Here is a 16,763-nt window from a genome sequence, read left to right as displayed (position 1 = left end):
TAGAAAAGATTAGATATGAAGACAAATTCAATAAAAAATATACTACTTATTGCCGTTGTTTCGGTATTGATCGTCTCGTGTAGTACGACCAATCAATACCAGCGCAGCCAGGATTTAACCGACGGATTATACGGTGAGGCCGAGACCGCCGAAAGCAACCTGGCAAACGAAAGCTGGCAAAACCTGTTTAACGATCCGATGCTCGACAGTTTAATTGCCGAAGGATTGAGAAACAACTTTGATTTGCAGGCTGCGGTTCAGCGTGTTGTTGCTGCCGAGTCGAATTTCTTACAAAGCAAAGCAGCACTGGCACCTTCATTATCAGGGCAAGCAGGCTACACTTACGTAAAGAATTCAGAGTCTACCAGTCCGAATGGTCCCGATCACTACAATGCTGAGCAAATTGCTTTGCAAAGTAGTTGGGAAATCGACTTTTGGGGAAAACTGAACAATGCAAAAAAATCGGCTTACGCCAACTACCTGGCCACCGACGCTGCGCACAAAGCAGTACAAACACGTTTGGTTGCCAATATTGCGTCGGTGTACTACACTTTGTTGGCATTGGATGCCAACCTGGCAATTACAAAAGAAACGGTAAAAAACAGTGCAGAACTGGTTGAAACCATGAAAGCACTAAAAGAAAGTGGAAGTGTAACCGGTGCAGCAGTTGTACAAAGTGAGGCTGCACGTTATGCAGCTGAAGTTACCATTCCGGATATTGAGCAGCAAATAAGAGAAAACGAAAATACACTTTGTATTCTGTTGGGTAGAACTCCGGGAGATGTGGAACGCGGAAAACTGGAAAGTCAGCAAGCGCACAAACTGTTGGAAGTTGGTGTGCCGGCCGAACTTTTGGATAAACGCCCCGACGTGATGCAGGCGGAATACAGTGTGATTAGTGCCTACCACATGACCAACAGTGCCAAAGCCTACTTTTACCCATCGGTTACACTTACGGCACATGCAGGTTTAGAGTCGCTGGCGATTGAAGATCTGTTTGATCCGGCATCGTTTGCCGCCAATTTTGTGGGTGGTTTGGTTCAACCCATTTTTAATAAACGGGCCAACAAAACACGTTTGGAAGTAGCCAAAGCACAACAGGAAGAGGCGCTGCTAAACTTTAAAAGTACTTTGCTAAATGCCGGTGCCGAAGTGAACGATGCACTTAGCATGTACGACGCGTCGATGCAAAAGATCGAGCTGCGTAACAAACAACTGGATGCACTCGAGAAATCGGTTGATTACACTAAAGAATTGCTGGTTTACGGCTCGGCAACTTACACCGAAGTTTTAAATGCACAACAAAGTTTGCTTAACGCACAACTGAGCGATGTTAACGACAAGGTGCAGCAGTTAAATGCTGTGGTATCGTTGTATCGCGCACTTGGCGGTGGCTGGAAATAAAAAAGCAAAAAATAAATTCAACAAGGGGGTCATTCGGAAACGGATGGCCCTTTTTTATTTATGTCTTCCCTTCTTCCGAGAATGTATATTGTTGCAGTTAAAGGGCAGCATTTTTTTACCCAAACGCATCTCTTTGTATGCAAAGGGCACGGTTTTTTTGAAAAAATGTATGATTATAATTGCAAAGGGCAGTGTTTTCTTGCAAAAATACCCGCTTGTAAGTGCAAAGAGATGCATTTTTTCAAAAAAGTGGCCCTCTTTGCAGTTAACAATATATCGTAAAACCGCTACTGTTTTCAAGGCAAAAGTGAAAAGGCAAAAGTAAAAAGTAAAAAGATTTACAAATTTTTAGAATCCGGAATTACGCCATTCTAATATTCCAATACCTAACATTCGAACACTCCTAAAGCTTGTTTTCCCAGAAAAAATTATTGGGCTCGCATTCTTTAAATCCGGCCTTGCGGTAAAGGTTTTGGGCTTTAAAATTATCGTGGCGCACTTCAAGGTTTATTCTGCAGTATCCGTTTTCTTCCGCATATTTTTCAATGCCTTTTAGCAGAAACAGACCAACTCCCTGCTGCCGGAAATCGGGCGACACAATTAAATCGTGGATATTAATTAGCGGACTGGCTTTCCATGTCGAAAAATTCAGGTTACAATTGGCCAGCCCGGCAAAATCGTCGCCAATACAAACAAAAAAACCCATGTATGCCGAATGCCGTCTCAGGCCTTCAATAATTTTTGGGCCAAGTCCATCGGGCATCGATTCGCGAATTCCCATTTCATCTTCCATGTAATCATTTAAAAGATGAACTACCTGCTCGCAATGAACGGGATTCTGCAAATCAACCTGAATGAGTTTTTTTTCCATCTACAATGCATTAATGATTAAATGCTTCAATGCAATAATAGTTAAAAATATGCATTATCGCATTCCAACATTCTAATCCTCAACTATTCTAATATTGCATTAAACTTTGTACCTCCACGCATCAATTTCGTACTTTTTCAGGCGCGTGCCCAGCATCCGTTCGGTTATTCGCAGCTCCTCGGCAGCTTTGGTAATATTTCCTTTTGTTGATGTTAGTGCATCGCGAATCAATTGTTTCTCCACCTGCTCAACGGTATACATCATGCCGCCTTTCGAGCTGGTATTCGACGAATGAGCTGTTTGCAACGACGGTGGTAAATTATAACTGTGAATCACATTGTCGGTACTTAAAATACAGGCCCGCTCAATACAGTTTTCCAGCTCCCGAATGTTACCCGGCCATTTGTAAACCATCAGCATATCGAGTGCAGAAGTGGTAATTCGTTTAATTTTTGTCTGGTTCTCTTTGTTGAATTTGCCAATAAAATGATCAACCAGCTGCGGAATATCATCGCGGCGCTCGCGTAACGATGGAATATAAATCGGAAAAACATTAATCCGGTAATACAAATCTTCGCGAAACTCTTCGTTTTCGATCATTTCTTCTAGTTTCCGGTTGGTAGCACAGATAATCCGCACGTCCGACTTTATGGTTTGCGTACCTCCTACCCGCTCAAATTCGCGCTGCTGGATCATCCTCAAAAGTTTTACCTGGGTCGACAACGGGATATCGCCAATCTCATCCAGGAAAATAGTGCCGCCGTTGGCCAACTCAAAACGGCCTTTGCGTTGTGCATCGGCTCCGGTAAACGCTCCTTTTTCGTGTCCGAACAATTCACTCTCAATCAGCGATTCGGGCAGGGCGGAGCAGTTTACTTTTATAAAGTTTTTTCCTTTTCGGGTACTGGCTTCGTGAATGGCATCGGCCACCAGTTCCTTACCCACACCACTTTCTCCACGAATAAGAACGGTTGAACTGGTTTTCCCCACCATTTGAACCAGCGAAAACACATCGCGCATTTTCCCCGAATTCCCAATCATATTCACATGCTTTTGCCCTGAAATCTTGCTTTCCAACTCCAGGTTTTTTTGCTTAAGCGTCTCCAGTTCTTCCAGCCGCTCCTGGCGGTGTAAGGTGGCACGTATCACCATCGAACCAATAATCGACAGTAGCCGTGTACCCTCATCAACACTGATATACGGATTATAAACGCGGGCAAAACTCAATGTTCCGGTAACTCTACCTTCATCAATAACCGGCACACACACAAAGGTTAGTTCTTTACCGTCTTTGTATAATTCCTGGTTTGTTCGGTTCAAAAACAACGATGATTTAGATATCTTTTCAACCACAACAGGCCGAGCCATTTCAACCACTTTCCCAATAATTCCTTCGCCCAATTTATACTTTGCCCGAGCCTGCTGGCTGGTATTTACACCATAGGCGGCTTCCATATAAATATGTTCGTCCTCGCGATTTAAAATGGTTAAAAAACAGCGTTCGGCACCAAGGTACTCTGCCACCATTTTTACAATGGTATTCAAGTCATTTTTGAATTGTTTGCTCTGAATCAATCGCTGACTTATATCAAAAAGCAAAGTCATTTCACTCAGACCATAACATTCTTCACCGCCCTTTCTGCATTTAATTTCCATAGAAAAGCTATTATACACCTATTCAACGACAACAAATTTCACTAATAAAATAGATATCTGTAAGCTTTTACATTCCTTTTGAATCATTTTAACACTTTGTTAATCTTTTGGCATCTTTTAGAAAGCCATCTGCCATATATTTTATCAAACACTCATCAATACTCCATATGTATTATTGATTACTAAACGATTTAGAATTCATCCAAAAACCGTATTTTCGTTACTATATTCAAATACTCCGGAAAAGTGTCAAAGAATTTAGTAATCATTCCAACCTATAACGAAAAGGAAAACGTTGAAAAGATGATCCGCAAGGTATTTTCTTTGGAAAAGCCTTTTCATTTGCTGATTGTAGAAGATAATTCGCCTGATGGAACAGCTGACATTGTAAAAGTCCTTATGGATGAATTCCCGGAGCAACTCCATATTCTGGAAAGAAAAGGAAAATTGGGTTTGGGCACAGCTTATATTGCGGGTTTCAAATGGGCACTTGAAAGAGATTACGAAGCTATTTGCGAAATGGACTGCGATTTTTCGCACAATCCCGATGATCTGCTAAAACTTTTTGGTGCCATTGATGATGGTGCAGATGTGGCTGTTGGCTCGCGCTATATTACAGGAATAAATGTCGTAAACTGGCCCCTTGGCCGTGTACTGATGTCGTATTTTGCTTCGATGTATGTGCGTATTGTTACCGGCATGAATGTGCGCGACACCACCGCGGGATTTGTATGCTGGAAACGGGAAGTGCTGGAAACCATCGACCTTGATGAAATAAAACTGATTGGTTACGGGTTCCAGATTGAAATGAAATTTACAGCCCACAAATTTGGCTTTAATATCAAAGAAGTGTCGATTGTGTTTACCGACCGCCAGGAAGGGACGTCGAAAATGAGCGGTGGTATTTTTAACGAAGCACTTTGGGGCGTTTTGAAAATGAAATTACACAGCTACTTTCGAAAATACGAGCGAACAAATTAAGGATTAACGATAATTGATAAGGATAAAAAAAGGCTGCCAGGTGCAGTCTTTTTTATTGTGCACAATTCTCTCCCGAATGTGAACAATGAGCTACAAACAACGTTTGACAAAAGGTTGCTGAATTTCGTGGCGTGCAGACAAGAAGGGTCTCGGCGTATTTTAGTAACTTTGTTATAAATCAAAAATCGAGGGGAAATGAAAACGCTGATTAAAGACGCAACGATAGTAAACGAGGGATTAAAATTTAAAGGAAGTGTTTTAATTGATGGTGAAAAAATAGAAAAAGTCTTTCCTCACACTGTCCCCGCCGATTTTGATACCAGTCACACCGAAGTTATTGATGCGACAGGGCTTTTGTTGATACCCGGAGTAATTGACGACCAGGTACACTTTCGCGAGCCGGGCTTAACCCACAAAGGAGAAATAGCAACTGAAAGTAAAGCTGCCGCTGCCGGCGGAGTTACTACCTATATGGAAATGCCCAACACCAATCCACAAGCCGTTACGCAAGAAGAATTGCAGAAAAAATTCGATCGGGCTGCTGAAGTATCGGCAGTTAACTATTCGTTTTACATGGGTGCCACCAACGACAATTTGCAGGAAGTGCTGAAAACCGATCCGACAAAAGTATGCGGTATAAAAGTTTTTATGGGCTCTTCAACCGGAAATATGTTGGTTGACGACGATGCAACCTTATCTGAGATTTTTAAAAATGCTCCAACTTTGGTTGCTACCCACTGCGAAGACGAAGCAACCATAAAAGCCAACATCGAAGTTGCACGTCAGCGTTACGGCGAAAACGTTCCTATTTCGCGCCACTGCCACATTCGAAGCGACGAAGCTTGTTATAAATCGTCGTCGAAAGCGGTTGAACTGGCCTCTAAATTTGATACACGTTTGCATATTCTGCACCTTTCGTCGGCAAAAGAAATGAGTCTTTTCTCGCCGGGAAAAGTAAGCGATAAAAAAATTACAGCCGAAGTTTGTGTTCATCACCTGTGGTTCGACGAGCGCGACTATATCGATTACGGAACACGCATAAAATGGAATCCTTCAGTAAAATGCGAAAAAGATAAAGTAGCACTTTGGGAAGCCTTGCTAGCCGATAAAATTGATGTAATTGCCACCGACCACGCACCGCATACATTGGAGGAAAAGAATAACTCTTACTTTAATGCTCCGTCCGGCGGACCGTTGGTTCAGCACTCGTTGGTTGCCATGCTCGAACTAAGCAAAAAAGGATTTATTTCAGTAGAAAAAGTAATTGAAAAAATGTGCCATGCACCGGCCGATCTTTTCCGCGTAAACAAACGAGGCTACATTCGCGAAGGCTATTTTGCCGACCTTGTTTTGGTTGATCCGAATAAAAACTGGATTGTTGCACCAGAGAATATTCTATACAAATGTGGGTGGGCGCCATTTGAGCGAACTGAGTTTTCGAATCAGGTAGTAAGCACTTTTGTAAATGGGTTGAAGGTGTACGACAACAGTCGGATCATTCATCCAAATTACGGACAGGCAGTTACGTTTAATTACTAGTCCGTAGAATCATTCTAAAATATTCCCCAGGGTAAACCTATTTCGTACTTATACGTTTATGACTGCACGACTTATTCGTTAAATAAGTCACACATTCATTAGGTGGTTTCTTCATTGGAAATCACCTTTTTCCGTTAATGAAATTGCGGATGGCGGATGACTTAGAGCTCCGCCATTACGAAATTGGATGTTCTGTGTAACTCCTTGTAATCTTCAAGAAAGCACTACTCCTCCAGCATTTTTTGCGGTAATTCTTTGGTAGCTTTTGCCCCCAGCTTTTTAATGTTCTCTGCACGACGCACCAGGTTGCCGGCACCGGTATGCAATTTATTTACCGCCGATTCGTAGGTCTTCTGAGTGGTTAACAGGTTTTTACCAATGTTTTCCATATCAATAATAAAACCCACAAATTTATCGTAAAGCGCACCACCCTGTTTAGCAATCTCAATGGCATTTCGGGTCTGGTTTTCCTGCTGCCAGATGGATGAAATGGTACGCAAAGTTGCCAGCAAAGTCGACGGACTTACAATCACCACTTTCTGATCCCAGGCATACGAAAACAATTCATGGTCTTCCTGAATAGCAACACTAAACGAAGCTTCTATAGGAATAAACAACAGCACAAAATCGGGTGAATTTAACTTACTCGCCGTTTGATAGTGTTTTTCGCTCAGGCCTTTAATGTGAGTTCTCAAACTTAAAAGATGCTCTTTTACGAACTTCACTCTATCCTCATCGTTTTCGGCATTAACGGCTCGTTCATAGGCAATCATCGAAACTTTCGAGTCGACAATTATGTGTTTGTTATCCGGCAGGTTGATCACAATGTCGGGCTGAATGCGTTTGCCCTCCTCTGTCATATCGCTAAACTGTTTTTGGTAGCCTTGTTCTCCTTCATTCAATCCCGATCGTTCGAGAATTCGTTCCAAAACAACTTCGCCCCAGTTTCCTTGCTTTTTCACATCGCCTTTTAGGGCTTTGGTCAGGTTGTTGGCTTCTTCGCTTATTTTGTTGTTCAGATCATACAGTTTTTTCAGCTCTGCTTTTAAATCAGTTTGATCTTTTAAACCTTGCTTATAGGTGTCATCTACTTTTTTCTCGAAAAGTTGAATTTTCTCCTTTAACGGATTTAGTACCTCACTAATATTTTTCTGATTGGCTGCAGTAAATTTCTCGCTGTTCTTCTCCAGAATTTTATTGGCTACGTTTTCAAACTCAACCGTTAGTTTTTTCTGTATCTTTTCCAGTTCCTCTTTCTGCTCGGATAATTTCTCTTCCTGATTTTTAAACTGCACTTTAGCATTTTCCAGACGCACATTTAAGGCTTTATTTTCTTCGCGGTAAGCCTGTAATTCTGCTTTCCATTCATCGGCTTCGTTTTTTAGCGCATTGTAACGCTCCTGCCAAACCAGCCCCTGTTTTTCAATTTCAGCCTTTTGTGTTAAAAACTCACTTTCCTTTTCAAAAAGTAATTTCCCTGCATCGGCCTGCCCACTTTGCGCTTTCAATTTCAGGAGAAGAAATGCAACAATTCCACCAACTACCACTCCTGCAACCAGATAAATAATTTCCATTTTGATTTTGTTTGAATCCTAAAAATACAAAAATGCAAAGAAGCCCAAGGCGTGAGGCGAAAAAATAGTTTATTGAATTTTTAGGGCAGTTAATTTTTCTATTTTTAGGAGAAAATTACACGATTTTTATGGAGGTTAAAATTGAAAAAGGCTGGAAAAAACAGTTAAACGAAGAGTTTGAAAAGGATTATTTTACGGAGTTAAGCGCGTTTGTTCGCGAAGAATATAATACGCAGCGTATTTATCCTCCCGGCAAACTCATTTTTAATGCTTTTGACCAATGTCCGTTTGAAAAGCTGAAAGTGGTTATCATCGGTCAGGATCCTTACCACGGACCGGGGCAGGCACACGGCCTTTGTTTTTCGGTGAACGACGGTATTCCTTTTCCTCCAAGTTTGCGTAATATTTTTAAAGAACTAAACAGCGATCTGGGCAAACCCATTCCCGAAACCGGAGATTTAACCGATTGGGCGCGTCAAGGCGTTTTGTTGTTAAATGCCACCTTAACGGTTCGTGCACACCAGGCAGCTTCGCACCAAAAAAAGGGTTGGGAACAATTTACCGATGCCGTAATCGAAAAAATAAACAAGGAGAAAGAAAATGTGGTTTTTCTGCTGTGGGGAAACTATGCGATAAGCAAAAGTAAGTTTATCGATCAGGAGAAACATTTCGTGCTCACATCGGTGCATCCGTCGCCACTTTCAGCAAGCCGCGGATTTTTTGGCAACAAACATTTTAGCCGCACCAACGAGTTTCTGGTTTCAAAAGGGCTGGAACCGATAAACTGGTAAAAACGAGGCACAAAAAAACCGATCCGTCAAACAACTAATCGGTTTTTAAATATAATAGAGTGTGTCGCTTACCACTTATAAACAATGGAATTGATGTTCATTCCTGCACCCACCGAACAAAGAATGGTGTAATCTCCTTCATTCACTTCGTGCCCTTCCATTTTTCCTTTTAATACCAAATCAAGAAGAGTTGGCACAGTAGCGGTTGAAGAATTTCCCAATTCGCGGATACTCATTGGCATAATTCCTTCAGGCGCTTCCTTTTTACCGTACAACTTTAAGACACCGGATAAAATTGCTTCATCCATTTTTTCGTTTGCCTGATGGATAAAAATCTTTTTTATGTCTTCTAATTCCAGTCCTGCTTTTTCAATGCTGTCTTTTACCACACCGGGAACGGTTGTAATGGCATAAACATACAATTTATGTCCGGACATTTTTATAAATAACTCATCGCTTTCGTAATCAGGATTGTCCGATTCGCCCAAAGTAAGCAGATTGGCATATTTAACTGAATCAGACCGGCTCGAGTGAGACAGAATTCCAACAGGTTCTTCACTTTCAATAGCTTCAACAACTGTTGCTCCTGCTCCGTCGGCATAAATCATCGAATCACGATCGTGCGGATCGGAAATACGTGACAGCACATCGGCACCAACTACAACACCTCTTTTTCCAAAGCCACTTTTTATGTAGGCGTCGGCGGTAATCATTCCCTGTGTCCATCCCGGGCAGCCCGAAACCACATCATGGCAAATGCATGTTGGATTTTTTATGTGCAGTTTCATTTTCACCTTGTTGGCCAAACTTGGCAAAACATCGGTGCGCACATTTCCGTGCAGGATATCGCCAAAATTATGTCCAACGATTATAAAGTCGAGACTTTCCATTGAAATTCCGGCCGACTTGCAAGCGTCTTCTACTGCCATAGCCGCAAGATCTGAAGTCACCAAATCGTCGGCAATGTAGCGTCGCTCTTCAATATTGGTAATCTCCTGAAACTTGTGAATAATCTCCTCATTACTTTTATCCTCAATCTTTTTCTTCGACGGAGTATAAAACTCATTCTTCAAGAAATGTGTATTCTTAATTATTTGAGATGGAAGCGCACTTCCGGTACCAATAATTCTAGTATATATTTGCTTTGCCATAATTCGCTGTTAAGCTTTCGCTTCGTCTTTATATGTCTTTAATTCAAAATTCTCGCCATCGAACACACCATATGAAAACGCTTTTATCCAGTCGCCAAGTATAATAAACCGGGTATTTTCGTTCATTTTTTCGTTTACCAGCTTATGCCGATGGCCCATTATAAAATAATCAATAGGATTTGTCTGTAAAAAATCCGCGGCAAATTTATACATTCCATCTTTATTTGCCATAAAATCTTCGTCATAATCCGCATTTGATAACCTACTGGATGCAGACCATTTATGTGCAATCTTAAATGCAAAATTCGGGTGCAACCTCGAGAAAAGCCATCGCATGGTAGTATTGGTAAATATCTTTTTCAGAAAAATATATCCTTTATCCGATGCATCGAGCCCATCGCCGTGAGCTAGAAAAAACCGCTTCCCGTGTATTTCGCGTATTATATAATCGTGATGAACATTAATTCCCGTTTCTTCGGCCAGGTAATCGTACACCCACATATCGTGGTTTCCGGTAAAAAAATGTACCGGAATCCCTTTGTCGGTAAGATCGGCAAGCCGGCCTAAAATACGTGTAAATCCGCGTGGAACAACTTTTTTGTATTCGTACCAGAAATCGAAGATATCTCCCATCAGGTACAGCTCGTCAACATCATCGCTAATATCGTCGAGCCAGGATGCGAATAATAACTCACGCTTCCGGTTGTTAGTTAACGCCGGAGCACCAAGATGCACATCGGAGATGAAATATATTTTCCGTTTTTGTGTCAAATTACCGGTTTTATACTAGTCGAGAAGTTGAGCCAGAGCTTTATCCAAAGCCGGCCCTTTAAGGTTTTTGGCAACAATTTCGCCTTCTTCGTTCAGCAAATAGTTAAACGGAACGCTTTGTACATTGTAAACAGCCGCAGCCATTTTACTTCCTGCCATATCGCCAACATTAATCCAGGTCAATTTATCCTGGTCGATAGCATCCACCCACTCGGCACGATTATCATCTACACTAACCTGGTAAATTTCGAAACCTTTACGTTTGTATTTATTGTAAGCTTCAACCAACACCGGGTTTTGAATTCGCGAAGCACGATCAACCGCCGCCCAAAACTGCAATAAAACAACTTTGCCACGTAACGACGACAGGGCAACTTCATTTCCATCAGGATTTGGCAAAACAATATCAGGACTATTATCGCCTTGTTCCTGAATAAACTTTTTCATATCGGCCGACTGCTTTTCACGAACAATCTGCAATGTATTGTTATAAAGTGCCTGAACCTGTTCTGATTTTGGGTAAATCGAATTTAAAGCCGAAGCAGCCGTTTTCATTACCTGCAAATCACGAACAATAAATGATGGATCATCAGTGCCAAACTTTTGATAAAGCGCCAGAACACTGGCCATTGAAAAAGGATTCTCTCGAACAAAATTTGTAGAAAAATCTATTTGCTCCTGAACAATTTTATCGTATTCTTCAGCCCAGCGTGGTCGTGCACTATCATACTCCGGATTTCCTTTATACAAATTATCTAACGATCTTATTGAATCCAATTTATGGCGGGTTTCTTTTAATTTCGAATCCAGTAATTTCACCTGAACAGAACCAGGCGAACCATCAACATGGTATTCCCGATCGAAATTAGCAGCGTCAGCTTCAACGGTAACCGTTTCTGCCGAATCAACAAGTAATGTGATAAAACTCTGATCGTTAAGTTTCAGAAGGTAAAATGTAGGAATTCCGGTCATTGCCGAAATTTCGAATTCACCTTTTTTATTGATTTTTGTTTCTGCTATCTTTTTTAGCGTACTGGTGTGCAATTCCTCCAGAACAATAGTCTGATCTTCGGCGTGCGTAATTTTACCACGGATTGTAAACTCCTTTTCTTTCTTACACCCACCCAATACTAGCAGGGCAGCTATTAAAAAAAATAAAACTCTGTACGTCATGTTTTTTTAATCTGATTAATGATAATCTACCAAAAGGTATCGTAAACGTGCAAATTGGTTTCAAACTTAAGTTATTTCCAAAGATGCCCGTATTGTATAAAGGCCGTAAAATTAACAATTTTGCATACATCGAAAATAGCAATCAAAGAAAATAACAATTTTTATCGTTCCAATTGAATAGTAAGGCAATTACAAAAGCATAAACAAAGCAACCGATTTTATAGGATTTTCTGCAAAATCGTTAAAAAAGGCATTCCTCAGCGTATAATTTTACCTCGATTCGGTGCACCGACTTTAATAGCTTTAAAATTTTCAATAGGTTTGTAGCGCAAAACATTTTATACAAAACCAGTGAAGATCCATTATTCGCTCGACGATTTTAATGCAACCAACCCTGTAGTAACCATCGGCACTTTCGATGGGTTGCACAAAGGACATCAATCGGTTATTGAAGAATTAAAACAACTGGCCAGTGAAATTAATGGAGAAACGGTGATATTTACCTTTTACCCTCACCCCCGGGTTGTAACCTCACCCAACGAAAAAAGCCTTCGTTTGCTGACAACCAAAGAAGAGAAAATTAAGTTGTTCGAAAAGTTTGGCGTCGATCACCTGATCATTTATCCTTTTAACAAAGAATTTGCGGAGCTTTCGTACACTGACTTTGTAAAAGACATTCTGGTGAATAAAATTGGCACCCGTTGTTTGGTTGTGGGCTACGACCACCGCTTTGGCAAAAATCGTGAGGGTGGCTACGAATACCTGCAGGCATGTGCTGAGAAGAACAATTTTACGGTTAAAAAAACCGATGCATTGTCGGTAGAGGCCGAAAAAGTGAGTTCTACAAAAATAAGGGCGGCATTACAATCAGGCGACATAAAAAAGGCCAACCAATACCTGGGCTACGAATTCACTTTGCACGGAACCGTTGTAAAAGGCATGCAACTGGGCCGCAAACTGGGTTTCCCCACTGCAAACATTGAGGCTTCGGATAAATACAAAATTATTCCGGGCTACGGCGTTTATGCTGTTTTAGTTGAAATTGAAGACAAGCAGTATAAAGGCATGCTGAATATTGGCACGCGCCCTACCTTTAATAACAATGCCGACAACCGAAGTATTGAAGTGAACATTTTTGATTTTTCGGGCGATATGTATGGCAACGATATAACGCTGATTTTTATCAACAAAATCAGAGAAGAACAGAAATTCTCAGGTGTTGATGCCTTAGTAGAGCAGCTTAAAACCGACAAACAAATAGCACTTCAGCTTCTTACCGATTATTAGTCTTTCTTTAACAAACTGCAGCTTATTGGCAAATGATCGGACATTCGGTAATCGAGCGTCTCAAAATTGTACGACTCAAACCCATCGCCGTGCAAAATATAATCAATACGAAACGAAGGCAACTTTCCAATGTAAGTGCGTCCTATTCCCTGCCCCGAACTAACAAAAGCATCGGTTAAACCATCGGCTAAAGTATGGTACGAAAAAGAAACCGGCGTATCGTTAAAATCGCCGCAAACAATTACGTTATGTGGCGACTCATCGATGTATTTACGAATTTCGCGCACCTGCTTAGCACGCAACTGAAAGGCCTCTTTAAATTTCGCTCCCATTTCTTTCACTTCCTCAATGTCTTTTTCCTCGTTTATTCCCGGCGATTCAATAATCGAATATTTAGTCGGGTCGATATGATACGATTGCAAATGAATATTGAAAATACGAACCGTATCCGAATCGATCAAAACATCGGTGTAAATGGTAATATTTCTGGAATTTTCAAATCGTATTTCGCCCATGTTTAAAATCGGATAGCGGGTCATGGTTACCGAACCATAACTTGTGCTCGAACGCGCAAACTGGTAGTGTTTTATCGATTCCAGGTCTTGTACTGTTTGGGCGAGATTGAAAATATTGTTCTTCCGCAATCGGGCTTCTTGCAAACAAATAATATCGGCGTTTTGATCGGCTAAAAATGAAATGATCTTTGTTGCATTTTCTCTCTGTGTTCGGCTGGTGTCGGCCACAAAATGTTTTACGTTGTACGATAAAACCCTAATATTTGCCTCTTCGCTGCTTTTGCCTTTCAGCTGCATAAAACGCGTAAAATAGCCCCAGCCAATCAACACCATTGCCACCGACAACAAGGCGTAACGTGGTTTAAATAAAATCCAGAGAACAATAAACAGGAGATTGCCACCCAGCAAAAACGGATAAGCCATCCCGAATAACGACGGCAACCAATACTTATCGGGCGGAATATACACCGAAAGGTACGATCCCGCGAGGGCCAGCGCCAAAAGACTATTGACAAGAAACAATATGTTACGGAGTGCTTTTCTCAAAATGTTGATTTAGTTAACTGCAAAATAAAAAATCGTTTGCAATAATTAACGCTAAAAATTCATTTTCATGATGCAGCAACCATTTATTTTTGACATCGGAGCATGCGGTTTTTACCGTTTAAATCGCGACGTAATTCTATCGACTTAAATCCCAACTGCTTAACCAGCGCCACCATTTCGTCTCCCAGGTTTTCATTGATCTCAAAAAACAGGTAGCCATTTTCGTTTAACTGTTTTAAAGCAAACTGTGCAATAGTACGGTAGAAGATCAGCGGATCAGTATCGCTTACAAACAAAGCCAGCCCGGGCTCGTACTCCAACACATTGGCCTCCATCTGCTTTTTTTCGCATTCCATTACATAGGGCGGATTGCTAACGATAACATCAAATTGCGGCCACGAACGTTCGTGCCATTTTAATATATCGGTGTGTTCAAATGAAACATCAAGCCCATTTTTTTTCGCATTTTCAGTAGCAATCGATAAAGCCTTTTCCGACACATCAACAGTCATGACCGCAGCGGCGGGCAGTTCATTTTTTAAAGCCAGCGAAATACAACCACTTCCGGTTCCAATATCCAGTATTTTTGCCGACGCTGGAATTTTTGTTTTACAGATCCAATCGACCAACTCCTCGGTTTCAGTCCGCGGAATTAAAACGCCTGGTTGAACGTTCAACTCCAATCCGTAAAATTCGGCAACACCCAGAATGTATTGAATGGGTTCGTGAGTTTTAAGCCGTTCAACTATCGCTTTTATCTGATCGGTTTCAGAGCTTTCCAACACCCGGTCTTTTTCCAGAATCATTTGCGTGTACGACAAACCCAACACGCTATTCATAATCATTTGTATAAATCCGGAAATTTCGGTTTCAGGATAAAACGGCGCCAATTCTGCCCGGATATATTGAATAGTTTTCTGCATTGTGTACTTTTGTTGGTGCAAATTTAGTCTTTCCTTGAAAATGACAACCGAAGAAAAATATATGGCTCGCTGTATCGAGCTGGCCCGAATGGGTGCCGGACATGTTTCGCCCAACCCGATGGTAGGTTGTGTTATCGTACATTCCGACCGGATTATCGGTGAAGGATTTCACCAGAAACACGGGCAGGCACACGCCGAAGTAAACGCCATAAACTCGGTTACCGATGCAGCGAAACTAAAAGAAAGCACCATTTATGTTTCGCTGGAACCTTGTGCACATTACGGCTTAACGCCACCTTGCTCCGATCTGATCATTCAGAAACAAATTCCGCGGGTGGTAATTGGCAGTATTGACCCGTTTGCCAAAGTGGCCGGAAAAGGAATTGAAAGACTAAAAAATGCAGGTATTGAAGTAATAACAGGTATTCTGAAAAGCGAGTGTGACGAGTTGAACCGGCGCTTTTTTACTTTTCACCAAAAAAAACGCCCTTACATTTTGCTGAAATGGGCGCAAACTTCTGATGGTTTTATTGATAAAGACCGAAGTGCCGAAGACTACGGAGAACCAACATGGATTACCGGGCCGCGGGCACTGTTGCGGGTTCATCAAATGCGGGCAGAGGAGGATGCGATTCTGGTGGGCACCAACACGGCAGAGAAAGATAATCCGTCGCTAACCGTACGGCTGATAAAAGGAAAAAACCCATTGCGCATTGTGCTCGACCGCCAGTTGCGTTTGGACAAAAAACTGAACTTGTTCGACAATTCAACCGAAACAATCGTTTTTAACGGGCTTGAAAACCATCGCTACAAAAACACTGAATACATAAAAATTGATTTCAACGATCAGCTTCTTCCGCAAATTATTGAAGTGCTTCATCAAAAGAATATACTCTCGCTGATTGTTGAAGGAGGAGAGCAAGTTCTTAAAACTTTTATCGATTCAGGGTTGTGGGACGAAGCACATGTTTACACCGGGCACACCAATTTTGGCAAGGGTATAAAAGCACCTACGCCACCCGGAATTACAGGGCAATCGGAATTATTTGGGAAAGATAAACTGGTAGTTTACCGAAATACGGCTACTTAAGCACCACGTGCGGGCCTCCGGGAATGATCTTCTTTTTCAGCACATTTTCCACGTACATAAAGTAGTAGAACAATTTGTGGTTCATTTCAAAACCGTAATCCTCGGTCGGGTCGTAACCAACAACAGGTTCAAAATTCCAGTTTGGCGACGGTGATGCACATTTCGCATTCCACGCACTTACATATTGCCGGTTCCAGTTTTCGTAATATGCTTGCGACCGATAGCTGGCGGGTGTATTTTGCCGTTGATACCAAATATCGAAACTCGCATTAAATGTTTCCACATCATACTCTACACTGTCTTTGCCCGTTACCTCAACACTTGAATTCTGGCTTTCAGCAACTTGTTTTGCACCCGAACAGGCATACAAAAACACGGCTCCCCCAACGAATATCCACAGTAATATGTATTTTGTTTTTTTCATCGCTACCTTTAACTACGAATATGAAGCAAATATTGTTTTTACTCAAATAAATTTAGAAATTTACGAG

15 protein-coding genes are annotated in these 16,763 nt (G+C 41.5%); 6 read left to right on the top strand and 9 right to left on the bottom strand.

All coding sequences use genetic code 11. From position 1 onward, the window contains the following. Positions 1-15: 15 nt before the first annotated feature. On the top strand, positions 16-1,404 hold the full coding sequence (locus G4420_RS22165; protein WP_163326137.1) for an efflux transporter outer membrane subunit: 1,389 nt from the start codon (positions 16-18) through the stop codon (positions 1,402-1,404). A gap of 403 nt (positions 1,405-1,807) precedes the next feature. Here G4420_RS22165 and G4420_RS22160 read toward each other — a convergent pair whose 3' ends face one another. Then, positions 1,808-2,275 (bottom strand): GNAT family N-acetyltransferase, encoded by a 468-nt coding sequence (locus G4420_RS22160; RefSeq protein ID WP_163326136.1) that lies wholly within the window; start codon positions 2,273-2,275, stop codon positions 1,808-1,810. Between the two features lie 99 nt (positions 2,276-2,374). Beyond that, complete coding sequence (locus G4420_RS22155) at positions 2,375-3,931, bottom strand: sigma-54-dependent Fis family transcriptional regulator (RefSeq protein ID WP_163326135.1); 1,557 nt, start codon at positions 3,929-3,931, stop codon at positions 2,375-2,377. Positions 3,932-4,177: 246 nt separating this feature from the next. Between G4420_RS22155 and G4420_RS22150 the strand changes: the two genes are divergently transcribed. Together G4420_RS22150 and G4420_RS22145 are read left to right on the top strand one after the other, a co-directional pair. Continuing rightward, positions 4,178-4,912 (top strand): polyprenol monophosphomannose synthase, encoded by a 735-nt coding sequence (locus G4420_RS22150; RefSeq protein ID WP_163326134.1) that lies wholly within the window; start codon positions 4,178-4,180, stop codon positions 4,910-4,912. Positions 4,913-5,107: 195 nt separating this feature from the next. Next, positions 5,108-6,451, top strand: a complete 1,344-nt coding sequence (locus G4420_RS22145) for a dihydroorotase (RefSeq protein WP_163326133.1) — start codon at positions 5,108-5,110, stop codon at positions 6,449-6,451. A gap of 224 nt (positions 6,452-6,675) precedes the next feature. Here the strand turns inward: G4420_RS22145 and rmuC are convergent, their stop codons facing one another. After that, positions 6,676-8,025: a DNA recombination protein RmuC gene (rmuC, locus tag G4420_RS22140; protein ID WP_163326132.1), complete on the bottom strand. Its 1,350-nt coding sequence runs from the start codon at positions 8,023-8,025 to the stop codon at positions 6,676-6,678. A gap of 128 nt (positions 8,026-8,153) precedes the next feature. Between rmuC and ung the strand changes: the two genes are divergently transcribed. Further along, positions 8,154-8,816 (top strand): uracil-DNA glycosylase, encoded by a 663-nt coding sequence (gene ung, locus G4420_RS22135; RefSeq protein WP_163326131.1) that lies wholly within the window; start codon positions 8,154-8,156, stop codon positions 8,814-8,816. A gap of 68 nt (positions 8,817-8,884) precedes the next feature. Here the strand turns inward: ung and G4420_RS22130 are convergent, their stop codons facing one another. The 3 genes from G4420_RS22130 to G4420_RS22120 are packed head-to-tail and all read right to left on the bottom strand — an operon-like array spanning position 8,885 to position 11,911. Beyond that, positions 8,885-9,967, bottom strand: coding sequence for a 3-oxoacyl-ACP synthase III family protein (locus G4420_RS22130; protein WP_163326130.1), 1,083 nt, complete (start codon positions 9,965-9,967; stop codon positions 8,885-8,887). A gap of 9 nt (positions 9,968-9,976) precedes the next feature. Next, on the bottom strand, positions 9,977-10,738 hold the full coding sequence (locus G4420_RS22125; RefSeq protein WP_163326129.1) for a UDP-2,3-diacylglucosamine diphosphatase: 762 nt from the start codon (positions 10,736-10,738) through the stop codon (positions 9,977-9,979). Positions 10,739-10,753: 15 nt separating this feature from the next. Next, positions 10,754-11,911: a TlpA disulfide reductase family protein gene (locus tag G4420_RS22120; RefSeq protein WP_163326128.1), complete on the bottom strand. Its 1,158-nt coding sequence runs from the start codon at positions 11,909-11,911 to the stop codon at positions 10,754-10,756. 351 nt (positions 11,912-12,262) lie between these two features. Here G4420_RS22120 and G4420_RS22115 point away from each other — a divergent pair, with 351 nt between their 5' ends. Further along, the gene (locus G4420_RS22115) at positions 12,263-13,198 is read left to right on the top strand and encodes a bifunctional riboflavin kinase/FAD synthetase (protein ID WP_163326127.1); all 936 of its coding nucleotides are present in this window, start codon (positions 12,263-12,265) and stop codon (positions 13,196-13,198) included. Here G4420_RS22115 and G4420_RS22110 read toward each other — a convergent pair. Together G4420_RS22110 and prmC are read right to left on the bottom strand one after the other, a co-directional pair. Further along, positions 13,195-14,259, bottom strand: coding sequence for an endonuclease/exonuclease/phosphatase family protein (locus tag G4420_RS22110; protein WP_163326126.1), 1,065 nt, complete (start codon positions 14,257-14,259; stop codon positions 13,195-13,197). The genes G4420_RS22115 and G4420_RS22110 overlap by 4 nt on opposite strands. Positions 14,260-14,342: 83 nt before the next feature. Further along, positions 14,343-15,182: a peptide chain release factor N(5)-glutamine methyltransferase gene (gene prmC / locus G4420_RS22105; RefSeq protein ID WP_163326125.1), complete on the bottom strand. Its 840-nt coding sequence runs from the start codon at positions 15,180-15,182 to the stop codon at positions 14,343-14,345. 40 nt (positions 15,183-15,222) lie between these two features. Between prmC and ribD the strand changes: the two genes are divergently transcribed. Next, positions 15,223-16,272 carry a bifunctional diaminohydroxyphosphoribosylaminopyrimidine deaminase/5-amino-6-(5-phosphoribosylamino)uracil reductase RibD gene (ribD, locus tag G4420_RS22100; RefSeq protein ID WP_163326124.1) on the top strand — a complete coding sequence of 350 codons (1,050 nt, stop codon included), beginning with the start codon at positions 15,223-15,225 and terminating at the stop codon, positions 16,270-16,272. Here the strand turns inward: ribD and G4420_RS22095 are convergent. Continuing rightward, positions 16,265-16,696 carry a DUF6146 family protein gene (locus tag G4420_RS22095; RefSeq protein ID WP_163326123.1) on the bottom strand — a complete coding sequence of 144 codons (432 nt, stop codon included), beginning with the start codon at positions 16,694-16,696 and terminating at the stop codon, positions 16,265-16,267. The genes ribD and G4420_RS22095 overlap by 8 nt on opposite strands. Positions 16,697-16,763 lie beyond the last annotated feature (67 nt).

Source organism: Draconibacterium mangrovi, from assembly GCF_010586825.1.
Lineage (GTDB): Bacteria > Bacteroidota > Bacteroidia > Bacteroidales > Prolixibacteraceae > Draconibacterium > Draconibacterium mangrovi.
The sequence above is the reverse complement of the archived record's forward strand: the minus strand, read 5'-3'. Positions and strand labels throughout refer to the sequence as shown.